This is a genomic window from Chryseobacterium pennipullorum (genome assembly GCF_003384725.1).
Lineage (GTDB): Bacteria > Bacteroidota > Bacteroidia > Flavobacteriales > Weeksellaceae > Chryseobacterium > Chryseobacterium pennipullorum.
Window position 1 is genome coordinate 119332 of the sequence record NZ_QNVV01000001.1, and the last position, 14506, is coordinate 133837.

Annotated in this window: 12 protein-coding genes; 6 read left to right on the top strand and 6 right to left on the bottom strand. The window is 38.5% G+C overall.

Going from position 1 to position 14506, the window contains the following annotated elements; translation table 11 throughout:
* Positions 1-270: 270 nt before the first annotated feature.
* From DRF67_RS00575 to DRF67_RS22040, 3 genes are all read left to right on the top strand, one after another.
* Entirely contained in the window at positions 271-1785 is a 1515-nt protein-coding gene (locus DRF67_RS00575; RefSeq protein WP_165851712.1) for an MFS transporter, read from the top strand.
* Between the two features lie 436 nt (positions 1786-2221).
* Positions 2222-3583 (top strand): aldehyde dehydrogenase, encoded by a 1362-nt coding sequence (locus DRF67_RS00580; protein WP_115925899.1) that lies wholly within the window; start codon positions 2222-2224, stop codon positions 3581-3583.
* Between the two features lie 69 nt (positions 3584-3652).
* The gene (locus DRF67_RS22040) at positions 3653-3838 is read left to right on the top strand and encodes a bacteriocin-like protein (RefSeq protein ID WP_449384846.1); all 186 of its coding nucleotides are present in this window, start codon (positions 3653-3655) and stop codon (positions 3836-3838) included.
* Between the two features lie 106 nt (positions 3839-3944).
* On the opposite strand, the gene DRF67_RS00585 is transcribed toward DRF67_RS22040, so the two are convergent.
* Complete coding sequence (locus tag DRF67_RS00585) at positions 3945-4508, bottom strand: thioredoxin family protein (protein ID WP_115925900.1); 564 nt, start codon at positions 4506-4508, stop codon at positions 3945-3947.
* An 80-nt stretch (positions 4509-4588) separates the two neighbouring features.
* On the opposite strand from DRF67_RS00585, the gene DRF67_RS00590 reads away from it, so the two are divergent.
* From DRF67_RS00590 to DRF67_RS00600, 3 genes are all read left to right on the top strand, one after another.
* The gene (locus DRF67_RS00590; protein ID WP_115925901.1) at positions 4589-5473 is read left to right on the top strand and encodes a lysophospholipid acyltransferase family protein; all 885 of its coding nucleotides are present in this window, start codon (positions 4589-4591) and stop codon (positions 5471-5473) included.
* 6 nt (positions 5474-5479) lie between these two features.
* Positions 5480-6472 (top strand): glycosyltransferase family 2 protein, encoded by a 993-nt coding sequence (locus DRF67_RS00595; protein ID WP_115926263.1) that lies wholly within the window; start codon positions 5480-5482, stop codon positions 6470-6472.
* Between the two features lie 100 nt (positions 6473-6572).
* Positions 6573-7127, top strand: a complete 555-nt coding sequence (locus DRF67_RS00600; protein WP_115925902.1) for a 3'-5' exonuclease — start codon at positions 6573-6575, stop codon at positions 7125-7127.
* Positions 7128-7226: 99 nt separating this feature from the next.
* Here DRF67_RS00600 and apaG read toward each other — a convergent pair whose 3' ends face one another.
* The 5 genes from apaG to DRF67_RS00625 all read right to left on the bottom strand — a co-directional run bounded on the left by apaG (position 7227) and on the right by DRF67_RS00625 (position 14496).
* Positions 7227-7616, bottom strand: coding sequence for a Co2+/Mg2+ efflux protein ApaG (gene apaG / locus DRF67_RS00605; RefSeq protein WP_115925903.1), 390 nt, complete (start codon positions 7614-7616; stop codon positions 7227-7229).
* An 81-nt stretch (positions 7617-7697) separates the two neighbouring features.
* Positions 7698-8951 carry a 2-oxoglutarate dehydrogenase complex dihydrolipoyllysine-residue succinyltransferase gene (gene odhB, locus DRF67_RS00610; RefSeq protein WP_115925904.1) on the bottom strand — a complete coding sequence of 418 codons (1254 nt, stop codon included), beginning with the start codon at positions 8949-8951 and terminating at the stop codon, positions 7698-7700.
* Positions 8952-8991: 40 nt separating this feature from the next.
* Complete coding sequence (locus tag DRF67_RS00615; RefSeq protein WP_115925905.1) at positions 8992-11805, bottom strand: 2-oxoglutarate dehydrogenase E1 component; 2814 nt, start codon at positions 11803-11805, stop codon at positions 8992-8994.
* Positions 11806-11930: 125 nt separating this feature from the next.
* The gene (locus DRF67_RS00620) at positions 11931-12971 is read right to left on the bottom strand and encodes an SRPBCC family protein (RefSeq protein WP_115925906.1); all 1041 of its coding nucleotides are present in this window, start codon (positions 12969-12971) and stop codon (positions 11931-11933) included.
* Between the two features lie 256 nt (positions 12972-13227).
* Positions 13228-14496: a glucose-1-phosphate adenylyltransferase gene (locus tag DRF67_RS00625; protein ID WP_115925907.1), complete on the bottom strand. Its 1269-nt coding sequence runs from the start codon at positions 14494-14496 to the stop codon at positions 13228-13230.
* Positions 14497-14506 lie beyond the last annotated feature (10 nt).

Sequence of the window (14506 nt, forward strand, 5' to 3'; positions counted from 1 at the left end):
AATGGAGCTGTTAGAGTACAAATCCTCTATATCTTCAAATTAACACATTTTCAAATCTTCAAATTAATAATCTTTTCTGCGAAAAGACAAAACTGCAAATTTTTTCTTAAGCATATTTGCTATTTTACCCTTTTGTTTTACTCTTTGCCTTTTTGTCTTTTCGCTTTTTAATTTAGATAAAATGAATGCATTCTATGTATTCCTAGCCTTTTTCAACAGTTTATGCAACACAATACAGTTTATCATAAATGGCTGCCGCAGTGGTTAAAATTGCCTTTACTCATACTGGCATTATTTCCACACATCATGTTACTGTCATTATTACATTCCAACAGTGCCTTCACCTCTTCTTTTATGGGAGTAGATTCGGATGATATTCAATATTTAATGATGCTGATGTACGGAACATTTGTAGTGACTCTCTTGGTTTTGCAAAGGTTTATGGCTTATTTCAGCGTTAAATACTATGTGCTTCTGATGTCTTCCGTTTCCGTGATCCTTCTGTATGTCTTATCCGTCACCAATGATTATCATGTAATTCTGGTTATTCGGTTTTTGGAAGGTTTTTTCGGGCTGCTTGAGGGCGCTATTTTCCTGCCATTGATTATCGCAGAACTCAGGACCAGACATGCTAAGGTGATCGCTTATCTCTTTATGTATTCTCTCATGCTGACAGGAGGAACTGTGACCACTACCCTAATGAAATCAAGCATCCAGGATTACGATTTTCAGCATATGATTTTAATGATGGCGTATTTTCATGTTTTTGTGCTGATTCTGGGTATTGTCATTTTCAACAGGAACCGCTTTTTTCCCAAAAAACCACTTTATCAGCTGGATATTCCCAGCTGGTTTCTGCTTTGGGTGTGTTTGCAATCCGGAGCTTATGCGATCGTCTATGGAAAAAGACTAATGTGGCTGGAATCTGACACCATTCTTATCTGCTTATTTGTATTCCTTATTTCCGGCGGATTGTTTATGCTCAAACAAAGAAACTCAAAACGGCCATTATTTCATTTTGAAGTTTTAAGTTCAAAAAATGTGATTGCAGGAATGATCCTTTTCTTTATTTTCTATCTCATCCGTTCCGGGTTGAACAATGTGTACAGCATTATGGCAGTCATCTGGAAGTGGCCCTGGGATTATATTGTGAACATCCAATACTGGAATGTAGCTGGAACACTGATCGGAGTTTTCATATCCGGTATTTGCCTTGTTCGCGGGATTTCTTCCCGAATCGTTTTCTTTACAGGCTTTCTTTTACTGGCAATAGATTGTGCATGGTTTACCTATACCTTTTATCCGGATACCAGCCTTACCACGATCTGTCCGCCTTTATTTCTGCAGGGAATAGCTCAGGGACTGCTATTTACACCTCTGGTTTTCTTTCTTATTTCTGGGATGACGGAAGAATACGTTGCTAATGCAAGTGTTATGGGAACTACCACCCGTTTCTGGGCAACAGCGATTGGTTACGCCTTAATGCAGAACCTGATGTTATTTTTAACTTTAAAACATGCCGACACGTTAAGCTTTAATCTCACAGATACCAATCCGGTTTTCTACAGCCAGTGGAATAAGATTTTCGGAAACCATATTTCCAGGCTGCCCGTTAATGAATCTATGGCCATGACCGCCGGTGCTTTTAAAACAAAAATCAATGCACAGGCAATGCTGCTCTCCAATATGGAGATTTTTACAGGATTATTCTGGCTAGCCTTTATTACAGCGCTCATTGTATTACTTTATCACCCGGTGAAGATCGCAGTGAGGAATATTATGTAAGAAGAGATGCTGGAAGCTAGATGCTAGATGCTGGATACTGGATACTGGATGCTAGATGCTGGATGCTGGATGCTGGAAGTTGTTGAAGTCCTAAATTACTAATGGATTCGGTTAAGGAAATTTGTATTTTAACGCTGTGTCCGCAAAGGCTTAAAGTATTTATCTTTTTTTTAAAAATTTTCAAATCAAATTCGTTGTGATCTTTGTGTGAGAAAAATAATCCTTGGCGCGGAATAACATATTAACTGAAATTTTTTAAAATTAAAACGAATTATAATCAATTCTTATAAAAATAACCAATACCCTCATAACGTCAAAAAGAAACTTCCAGCTTCGCGCTACCGTCTTCCATCTCTACTCACTTTGGCCAACTTATTGTTGCTTCTGTTCATTACAGTATCACTTAAGCACTTGCGTTTAACAGAAAAGCCATCATATGGAAATTGAAAAAATTTTACACAGTCAGAGAGAATTTTTTAAGACTCAGCAAACCAAAAGTATTGCATTCCGGAAAATGTATCTGGAAAAACTAAGGGATCTTATAATCTCTCATGAAAATATGCTGTATGATGCCATTCTTAAGGATTTTGGAAAATCCAGGTTTGATACACTTACGACAGAAATTTCTTTTGTACTGAATGATATAGACTATTATTTAAAAAATCTGAAGTCTCTCTCTAAGCCTAAAAAAGTAAACACAAATCTGGTGAATCAGCTGGGCAGCAGTAGAATTTATTCCGATCCGCTGGGCTGCGTATTGGTGATTGGGGCCTGGAATTATCCATATCAGCTATCCCTGTCTCCTCTTGTTGCCGCTGTTGCGGCAGGAAACTGCTGCATTCTCAAACCTAGTGAAATAGCCCATCATACCATGATGGCAATGTCTGTTCTCATCAATGAAAATTTTCCGCCGGAATATCTTCGGGTGTATGAAGGAGGTATTGATGAGACCACAGCCCTTTTAAAACTTAAGTTTGATAAAATATTCTTTACCGGAAGTACCAAAGTAGGAAAGATTGTGTACAAAGCTGCTGCTGAACATCTTACACCTGTTATTCTGGAATTAGGTGGAAAATCACCTGCTATTGTCACCAAAGATGCCAATCTTGAAGTTGCCGCGAAAAGAATTGTCTGGGGAAAGTTTTTGAATGCTGGCCAAACCTGTGTAGCTCCCGATTATCTCCTGGTAGAAGAAACCGTTCAGGAGCAGTTTCTGGAAATGCTCAGAAAATACATCAGGGAATTCAGTTATGATCCGGGATCGGCACAATATACCAGAATCATAAACCAGCGAAATTTTCATCGTCTCACCACCCTTATTGATCAAAAGAAAGTATATACCGGAGGTGATTTCAACGAAGAACAACTATACATTGCACCAACCATTCTGAATGCTGTAGATTGGAACGATGAAATTATGCAGGAAGAGATTTTTGGCCCAATCCTCCCTGTCATCAGCTTTCAGAGCTATAATACAGTACTCAATTCCATTTTGGAACTGGAAAAACCACTTGCAGCTTATCTTTTCACTAATAATTCTGAAGAAAAAGAGATCTTTACGCGTAAACTTTCGTTCGGAGGTGGATGTATCAATGATACCATCATGCATTTGAGTAATGACCATCTGCCATTTGGAGGTGTCGGAAGCTCAGGTATTGGAAATTATCATGGTAAATATGGCTTCGAAGCGTTTTCACATCAGAAAGCCATTCTTGAAAAAGCAACCTGGGGTGAGCCAAATATCAAATATCCACCGTATTCTGATAAAAAATTAAGCTGGATCAAAAAATTATTATAATTATTCCACAAATAGGGATTTTCTAAAATAAAAACATATCTTTGGTACCGAACTATTAAACCAATAATTATGAAAAATTTAAAAAAATTATCTCGTGAACAATTAAGAATTGTGTCTGGAGGAACTTCTTGTGCGGGAACTTGTTCAGACGGATCTTTTGTATCTATAAGTTCATGTACTTCATGCATCAGCTATTCTGGCGGGGCAGCCTGTCATAATGCTCATGAACAAAGTATATATGTTGAGAATTGTTAAATAAAAAAAAGCCATACACAATCTGTGATATGGCTTTTTCATATATCTTAAATTATCAAATATAATTTATTCTAATTCTGAGAGCAATTCGCTAATAAAATGTCTATCAAACTTTTCCATTTTCCAGGAATTGTTTCACTTTTGCTTTACTATATCCCTTTCCATCCTCTAGAATCTCACTTTGTTGAACATGAAGTTTTTTACCATCTTTATCTAAAATAATAAAAAATGGATAAAATTGTTGTTCATTAATATTAATATACTGGGCAAAGACTTTCTCATTTTTATTGTCTGGAGAATAATTCAGGTGATAGTATACATAATTTTTATCTACAATTTCTTTCAGTTCAGGAGTTTGCTGTACAAAATTATTAAATCGGAGACACCAGATACACCAGTTCCCCCCAGCCTGAATTATAATTTTTTTGCCTTCTTTCTGGGCTTGCGCTATCACTTTAGCAATATCAGCCTGCGCATCAGCCTTCGGATCGTAAGGCTTTGGAAGCTTGGCTTTTTCTTCAGCAGCTTTCTTCTTTGCATCAAGCTCTTTCTGTTCCGTAGGGACAATAAGGGCGGTCTTCTGTTTTCCGTCTTCCCGCGTATTCTTTACATTCTGTGAAAAAGCAAGTGTGCCTAATCCCAGAAAAGCGAAAATTATCAATTTTTTCATAACATAAAAGTAAAAAAATAATACTTATCTCCCAGCAAAAATAGAACCATAATTTAATTATCACTAAATTTGCATCTTTTATGAACTTCCTGATCAAAATATTATATTTCATCTCAAAACTTCCACTGAGAATACTCTATGTTTTTTCGGACGTTATTTTCTTCCTCAATTACTATTTGGTGGGCTACAGAAAACATGTAATTACTCAAAATCTGAGAAATTCCTTTCCGGAAAAATCCGATGAAGAAATAAGAGAAATCCGCAAAAAGTTTTATCACAATTTCTCCGACTATCTGGCGGAGACTGTAAAGTCATTCAGCATTTCCGAGACAGAATCCAGGGTGAGAATGCAGCATATTAACCAGGAGCTTTTTCACGAAGCTAAACAGGAAGGCAAGAATATTATCTTACTGGCGGGGCACGTTTTCAACTGGGAATGGATCAATGCTTTGGCCAAGGTCATTCCACAAGCTCACTGTCACCCCGTATACAGAAAAGTGAATAATGATTTTTGGGAAAACCAGATGAAAAAGGTCCGGAACAAATTCGGGAATGAAGCTCTTGAAGCGAATGAAGTAATCCTTAATATTTTCAGATCGAAGAACAATGGTGATTCTGCTTATATGTTTGTAGCAGACCAAACTCCCCATTTTGCCCACATTACCTATGGGCTGGAATTTCTGAACCAAAGAACCCCTGCTTTTATCGGCTATGATAAGCTGGCAACAAGAATGGACCTTATCTTTATCTATTGCGAAATGAAACGGGTAAAACGAGGGTATTATCAGGTCAATTACCATAGAATATATCCGGATGGTGAAAAATTCACTGAGAATGAAGTGGTAAGGAAATTCCATAAACTACTGGAAAACACTTTACATAAGCACCCGGATAACTACCTGTGGTCCCATAGAAAATGGAAATACCAGGACTCTATCAAAAATTTTGATTCTGAAAAAAAATAAATGCACATGCAGAACAAACTGGCAATTGTCATCTTAAACTGGAACGGAAGAAACTGGCTTGAGAAATTTCTACCCGGTGTGCTCCAATTTTCTCAGCACGCAGATGTTTACGTGATCGATAATCATTCTACGGACGATTCCCTGGCATTTCTCAGCAGACACTTTCCCCCCGTAAAAATTATCAAAAACAATAAAAATTATGGATTTGCAGGGGGGTATAATGAGGGCTTACAGGAGATCACAAATGAATATTACTGCCTTCTGAATTCTGACGTAGAGGTTACAGAAAACTGGATTGGCCCTGTATTGGAGCTATTTGAAAAAGATGCTTCAATTTCTGCAGTGCAGCCTAAAATCCTTTCCTATAACCGTCCGCAATATTTTGAATTTGCAGGTGCAGGTGGCGGGCTGATTGATAATCTTGGCTATCCCTATTGCAGAGGAAGGGTTTTTGATGAGCTTGAAGAAGATAAGGGCCAGTACGACGATGAAACAGAAATTTTCTGGGCATCAGGATGCTGCTTTTTTATACGTTCCAAAGACTTTTGGGAACAGAATGGTTTTGATGCCCGATTTTTTGCCCACCAGGAAGAGATCGATCTATGCTGGAGGCTTATCAATTCGGGGAAAAAGATTTTCTATACCGGAAAAGCCAAAGTCTATCATGTTGGCGGTGGAACTTTGAACAAGCAGAGTGCACAAAAAACCTTTTTAAACATCAGAAACAACCTTTCAATGATGCTTAAAAACCTTCCTTTTCCAAAATTGATCTGGCTGATCTTTTTCAGACTTTGCCTGGATGGTGTTGCTGGAATTTACTTTGGGGTAAAACAGGGATTCCCACACCTTTGGGCGGTAGTACGGGCACATTTTGGATTCTACGGACAGCTTCCCGGAACCTGGAAACTTCGCCAAAATCACCAGAAGAAAAAATTCTACCAGTCAAAATGGTTAATTTTCAAGCATTTTTTGGGTAGAAGGCAGCAGATTAGGAATTAGGAATAACCTTAAACTTTTAACCAGAAAACGAGCAACCAGAGCACCCGCAACCAGAAAACGAGCAACCAAAAGAACCAGCAACCACCTATAATTTAAAACAATGGATTTCTGCGCAATAGATTTTGAAACGGCAACACACGAGAAAAGCTCAGCTTGTGAAATGGGGATCTGTATAGTACAGGACTCTAAAATTGTAGAGACTAAAACATGGCTGATCAAGCCGCCCAGCTTTCCTTATTTCAGCAGGTTTAATGTGGCGGTACATGGAATACAACCTGAGGACGTGAAAGATGCACCTACATTTGATGAAATTTGGCATGAAGCCCAGGATATGATGTACGGAACACTCATGATTGCTCACAATGCTGGATTTGATGCTTCTGTTTTAAGAGGCTGCCTGGAACATTATGGAATGTTTACGCCGAAATTAAATTATCTGTGTAGCATTCAGCTCGCAAAAAAGTCATGGAACTATCTTCCGAAATACGGACTAAAACCTTTGGCAGAATATCATAAGATTGATTTTACGCACCACAGGGCCGGAGCAGATGCTGAAGTATGTGCCAAAATATCTCTGCTGGCTTTTGAAAAGCTCTTCCTCACCAATAATGATGAAGTGAATGAGTACATGAAAGCTAAGATTAAAAGGCTGTAGCTATCCAGAGAAATCCTGGTGAAATAACCATTATCATACTCTTTTACCCACAGTAGGTTAACACATTAGTATCTTCTGCTTTTCATTTGTAAAACAAGGTTAATTGCTCAATACTTCAGACAGCAGATTAAATTTGGGGATATCGATCTCAAAAGTTTCCTGTGTATCCATGTTTTGAACAAGGTATTTTCCTCCCATATTCCCAACTCCGGACCGAAGCATCACATTGGAGAAATAAGCGAAATTTTCACCTGTTCCTATTTCGGGAGTCAGGCCGATAACTCCGTCACCAATAATCTCTGTATATCCAAATCCTACATCAAAAATCAGCCATTTTCTTTTCAGTACTTTGATGGGAAAGTCACCGTCATTTTCTATGGTAATATTGTACTTAAAAACATAACGGTTTTCGGATGGATAACTGTTTTTACTATCATATTCAGGTATTACTGAAACTTTGATATTGGAAGTCATTTTTGAAAACATCATTGTTGTATTTCCTTAATAAATACAAAAATCTCGCCTTTTTTAAGGCGAGATTGTATATTTATATTATAATTTTATTAAAACTTATAATCCAAGGCCTTTTCTTTCGTCGCCACCCAACAGGATTTCAACAGGATTGTCAATACCTTCTTTTACCGCTACAAGGAATCCAACAGATTCTTTTCCATCGATAATTCTGTGGTCATAAGACATCGCTACGTACATCATCGGTCTGATAACCACCTGTCCGTCCACAGCAACCGGTCTCTGGATGATATTATGCATTCCCAGGATAGCAGATTGTGGAGGGTTGATGATTGGTGTAGACATCATAGATCCGAAAGTACCACCATTGGTAATGGTGAAAGTACCGCCAGTCATTTCATCAACAGTAATTTTACCATCTCTTACTTTTGTAGCAAGATCTTTGATGTTAGCTTCTACAGCGCTGAAAGACATGTTTTCTGCATTTCTCAATACAGGAACCATTAATCCTTTAGGACCTGAAACGGCAATTGAAATATCACAGAAGTCATAGTTGATTTTGAAGTCACCGTCGATAGATGCATTCACATCCGGATACATTTGTAATGCTCTTGTCACTGCTTTTGTAAAGAAAGACATGAAACCAAGACCTACTCCGTGTTTTTGAGCAAATTCTTCTTTATATTGCTTTCTTAATCTGAAGATTTCAGACATGTCAACTTCGTTGAAAGTTGTTAGCATTGCGGTTTCATTCTTTACAGAAACTAATCTCTGAGCGATTTTTCTTCTTAAAACTGAAAGTTTCGTAGTTGTCGTAGATCTTGAACCTGTAGCAGTAAGAGGGCTTCCTCCTAATGCAGGAACTGCAGCTAATTCAGCGTCAGTTTTCGTGATTCTACCATCTCTTCCTGTCCCTGAAACCTGTCCTGCGTCTACTCCTTTCTCGTCAAGGATTTTCTTAGCAGCAGGAGACGGAGCTCCGGTAGCGTAAGTCTGAGGAGCGGCCACCGGTGCAGCCGGTTTTGGAGCCTCTTGTTTAGCAGGTTCAGCAGCCTTAGGAGCTTCTTCCTGTTTTGGAGCTTCAGCAGCAGGTGCAGCACCTTCTGGTTTTGCAGCATCCATATCAATTAAACAAACTACCTGACCTACCTGTACTACATCACCTTCTTCTGCCTTTAAAGTGATAATACCACTTTGCTCTGCCGGTAATTCAAGAGTTGCTTTATCTGAATCCACTTCGGCGATAGGTTGATCTTTTTCTACATAATCACCATCTTTTACAAGCCAAGTTGCGATTTCAACTTCTGTAATTGATTCGCCCGGTGAAGGAACTTTCATTTCTAAAACTGACATATCGAGTATTTTTTATTTTTTTAACTGATTATTATTTTAATTATGCTGTAACGGGTCTTTTTGCAGGCGCATCATCTCTGTCGAAAACTCTGTTGATCACTGCATTCTGGTTCTTCTCAAACATTTTGTGGCTACCTGGAGCCGGAGCACCGCTTGGTACCGGAGCAACTACCTGGATTCCTGTATCTCTGAAGTTTCTCAGGATATAAGACCATGCTCCCATATTTTCAGGTTCTTCCTGGGCCCACACCAATTGTGTTCTGCTGTCATATTTATTGAAGATCGCTTCAATAGCATCTGCCTGAAGCGGATACAACTGCTCGAATCTTACCAATGCAATATTTTCACAGTTCAGTTCTTCTTTCTTCGCCAATAATTCGAAGTACAGTTTACCTGAACAAAGAACTAATTTTTCTACTTTTTTAGGATCTGCAGTTGGATCGTCCAAGATTGGCTGGAATGAACCTGTCGCGAAATCTTCAAGTGGAGAAACCACTTTAGGGTGTCTCAGTAAAGATTTAGGGCTCATTACGATCAATGGTTTTCTGAATGCCCATTTCAACTGTCTTCTCAACAAGTGGAAGTAGTTAGCCGGTGAAGTGATATTAGCTACAACCATGTTTTCATTGGCACAAAGGGTAAGGAATCTCTCCAGTCTTGCTGAAGAGTGCTCTGCACCCTGTCCTTCTGAACCGTGAGGTAATAGCATCACCAATCCATCCTGAATTTTCCATTTTTCTTCTGCAGCTGCCAGATATTGGTCAACAATAATCTGAGCACCGTTCACGAAATCTCCGAACTGAGCTTCCCATATCGTTAGTGTATTGGGAGATGCCATTGCATATCCGTAATCGAAACCTAAAACACCATATTCTGAAAGGTGAGAGTTGTATACATCAAATCTGCTTTCTGACACATGTCTTAGCGGGATATATTCTTCTTCTGTATCTTCAGTTTTTACTACGGCATGTCTGTGCGAGAATGTACCTCTTTCCACATCTTCACCGGAAATTCTTACATTGTGACCTTCTACAAGAAGTGTAGCATACGCTAACCACTCTCCTAGTGCCCAGTCTAATGAATTGGCTTCAATAGCTTTGATACGGTTATCGAAAAGTCTTGTAATCTTGTTGATGAACTTTTTATCAGCCGGAAGTGTTGACATTTTAAGCGCCAACTCCTTCAATTTAGCTAAGTCATATTTGGTATCTACCGGTAACTGAACAGCTCCTCTCTTACCAATTGGATAGTTTACCCAATCTTCAGCCATGAACACATCCATTACATTTTTCTCAATCTCTTTGGAAGCATCAAAATCTTTATCTAAAAGAGCTTTGAATTCCGTTTCCATTTTAGCGATTACATCATTCGAGGTAACGCTGTCCTTAAGTAATTTATCCTTATAAATTTCTCTTGGATTCGGGTGCTTGGAAATTGTTTTATACAGGTTAGGCTGAGTGAATCTCGGCTCGTCACCTTCATTGTGTCCGTATTTTCTATATCCTAACAGATCGATATATACATCTTTACCAAATTTAGCTCTGAAATCAGCAGCAAAGTGAATGGCATGAACAACTGCTTCAGCATCGTCTGCATTAACGTGCATTACAGGAGATTCTGTAACTTTTGCGATGTCTGTACAGTATGTTGATGATCTTGCATCCATATAATTTGTCGTAAACGAAACCTGATTGTTGACAACAATATGAACTGTACCACCTGTTTTGTATCCTTCCAGAGTCATCATCTGGGCAACTTCATAAGCAATCCCTTGTCCGGCAATTGCACCGTCTCCATGGATGATGATTGGTAATATTTTAGAGTAATCTTTGTATTTGTCATCTACTTTAGCGCGGCAGATTCCTTCTACAAGAGCTGCTACCGTTTCCAGGTGGGATGGGTTTGGTGTCAGGTTAATTGCAACTTCTTCTCCTGAAGCCGTTTTGATCTTTTTAGACGATCCCAGGTGGTATTTAACGTCACCAGAGAAAACATCTTCTTCGAATTCTTTCCCTTCAAATTCTGAGAAAATCTGCTTGTAAGATTTTCCGAAAATGTTGGTTAATACATTTAATCTCCCTCTGTGAGCCATTCCCAATACCACTTCATCCACGCCAAGCTGAGAAGATCTTGAGATCAGTTGATCCAAAGCCGGAATTAATGTTTCACCACCTTCCAGTGAGAATCTTTTTTGCCCTACAAATTTTGTATGAAGATAATTTTCAAAGGCAACAGCCTGATTTAATTTTAATAAGATTTCTGTTTTTTCGTTTGCAGAAAGACTTGGATGGTTTTCGTTTACCTGAAGCCATCTTTTGATAAAATCTTTTTCTTCAACATTGTTGATGTATGTATATTCTACTCCGATAGAATCACAGTAGATATTTTCAAGATGAGTGATAAGATCTGCAAGAGTAGCAGGCTCTTTCATTCCTGTTTCAACGGCACAGTTGAATTTTGTGTTCAGATCTTCTTTGGAAAGACCGAAGTTTTCGATATCCAAAGTTGGAGTGTAATGTCTTCTCTCTCTAACCGGGTTTGTTTTTGTAAACAGGTGCCCTCTTGTTCTGTAAGCCTCAATAAGGTTTACTACTTTGAATTCTTTTTTGATGTGTTCAGGAACCTCTCCGTTTGATACTGCCTGAGAGATTTGCTGTACTGCCGGGGCAGCGTTGGCCGAAGCCTGAATAAACTGGGTGTTATCGTCATCTCCATAGTTCTCTAAAGCAAAGTCGAAGCCTTGAAAGAAAGCTTTCCATGATGGTTCTAGAGAGTCCGGGAATTTTAAGTACTGTTGGTATAAATCCTCAATTAACTGAGAATGAGCTGCGTTTAGGAATGAAAATCTGTCCATTATTACAGTTTATCTATTTATTAAAATTTATTTGTAGAATTAATCCTCAAATTTAATAAAAAAAACCGAGTTAGAACAGTCTGAAACCGTTAAAAAAAATTAAGAAAAAAAAAAGGAAATAAAAATCACTTATACACTGATAATGAGAGCTTCATGCTCACCGCCTGTCCTTCCATAGGACGTTCTATAAAGGTCTGGCGGATGTCTCCGAAGCGCATCTCATCTTTTTTGGCTTTCTGAATCAGCTGCTGAATTGCCTTAATCCGGCCCTCATAGCTTCCTTTGTAGTACATTACGTAGTTTTGGGAAGGATTTACCGACCTGAAATTGAAATTATTGTCAGAAACGCCTATTTTCTTGGAAAGCGGAATTCCCAGAAAGTAAGAAACCTCTTTGTCTTTGTAATTATCAGCATCGGTCATCAGAATCGGATATCCGAATTCATCATCCTTTTTCCCCAGATCCATCGTTACAAAATTATAGACTTTGTTATAGTTCATCACAATATTTCTGTAGAGAGCATCTTTTTTATTCGACGTGCTTACATTGATCCCCAGCAGGAGTTTGTCTTCTTCATTTTCTATCATGAGGCTGTCATATTTTATCGCGGCCATCTGATTGTCTTTTTCCACCTTATTTCCGAGGGAATTCTTCAAATTCACCATACTTTTGGTGATATTTTCGGCAAAACGGTCTTCAGTCCAGAAATTTTCCACTCTTCTCCAGACAGGAAGTTTTGGGGTGTGTACGTACCACGTAATTCTTGTTTTTTCAGCAGATACTGGTTTAAATTTAACGTCCACCAGCGTCGGGTTTTCGTTTTTATCTTCAAAAAGCTGATACTTCAGGGTCTTATTGGGATTTTCATACCTGATGAACATTTCACCATCGGTATCGTTTTTGGGATCTACATAGCTGATGGCACTTCCCTGCCCCTCATACGGCGTATAATAATCGATATCTATTGATTGTGAGCTCGTAAAAAAATTGTTCCATCTGGTAAAATTCTGCAGGTTATTAAACTGTGCAAAAACTTTATCTACAGGATAGTCAATCTCTTTTTCAACAGTAAAATTCTTGCTGTCGTCCACAAAATAATACATGGAAGCAGCATAAGCTCCTCCCAATAGAATAATAATTACCGTTACTATTTTAAAAATACGCATCGCACAAAAGTAATACAAATTAAAAAAGTGACCAATACGCTGATCACTCCGGTTGTATGTTTAACAATAATTAACCTATTAGGTGTTGGAAGCCGGGAGAATGAAGCTGGAAGTTACTATTTGACAGACAATTGCCATGAGTTCTTTGATTAAAACTATTCCAATGATGCTACATAGACTAGGTTTCAAGCAGAGCAAACTTTCAGTCATTCCTAGACTTCAATACCTTCCAGCTTCCAGCCTCCCGTCTCCTGTCTTATCCAATATGTGTACCCGAAGCTACTATAGCTCCTTTTTTCACGACCACAATACCATCCTGCACCGAATACGTTCCATAATCACCGTCCGGAATATGTTTTCCGCCGATAATTTTCACATTATCTCCGATATAGCAGTTTTTGTCCAGGATTGCTTTTTCTATATAACAGTATTTTCCGATCCCCATATTTGGACGTCCGGCCCTGTCATTAAGAACAATTTCTGTGGTATTCTGATAAAAATCTGCACCCATTACATAAGAGTTCACAATCGTACTTCCTTTATCGATTCTCGTCCGGTTTCCGATCACTGAGTTTTCAATTTTATCGGCCATGATGATACATCCGTCTCCAAAAACAGCTTTACTTACATAAGATCCATTGATCTTTGATGGCGGAAGCATCCTCGCCCTGGTATAGATAGGTGAAGAGGAAAACAGATTAAATTGTGGAAGATCAAGACAAAGGTCAAGATTCGCCTCGTAGAAAGACTCTATTGTTCCGATATCCGTCCAATATCCTTCATATTGATAGCTTAATGTTTTATATTTCCCGATAGAGCTAGGAATAATATCTTTTCCGAAATCATCTCCGGCTCCTTCATCAAACATTTTTTTGAGGATGCTTCTGGTAAAAATATAGATTCCCATAGAAGCGAGATATTCTTTTCCATGGCGTTTATTTTCTTCTGAAACTTCAGATTTCAATCCATCCAGCATATCATAATCCGGCTTTTCATAGAAGGAAGTTATATTTCCGTCATCATCGGATTTTAAGATCCCAAAACCTGTTGCATCTTTAGCGACAACCGGAATGGTTGCAATGGTCAGGTCGCCACCGTTTTCAATATGAAAATCGAGCATTTCACGGAAATCCATCTGATAAAGCTGATCACCAGAAAGTATCAGAATATAGTCATAATCATATTTTTCAAGGTGCTTCATCGACTGGCGCACTGCATCTGCGGTGCCCTGATACCAACTGTCGTTTTCTACATTCTGCTCAGCAGCCAGAATATCTACAAACCCTTTACTGAAAATATCAAAATGATATGAGTTTTTAATGTGTGAGTTTAAAGAAGCTGAATTAAACTGAGTCAAAACCAGAATTTTATTCAATCCAGAGTTCAGGCAGTTTGAAATAGGAATATCCACCAATCTGTATTTACCTGCAATAGGTACAGCCGGTTTTGATCTGGTATACGTTAATGGGAATAATCTTGTTCCTCTGCCTCCTCCCAATACAATAGAGATTACATTTCGGTTCATAAATATCTTG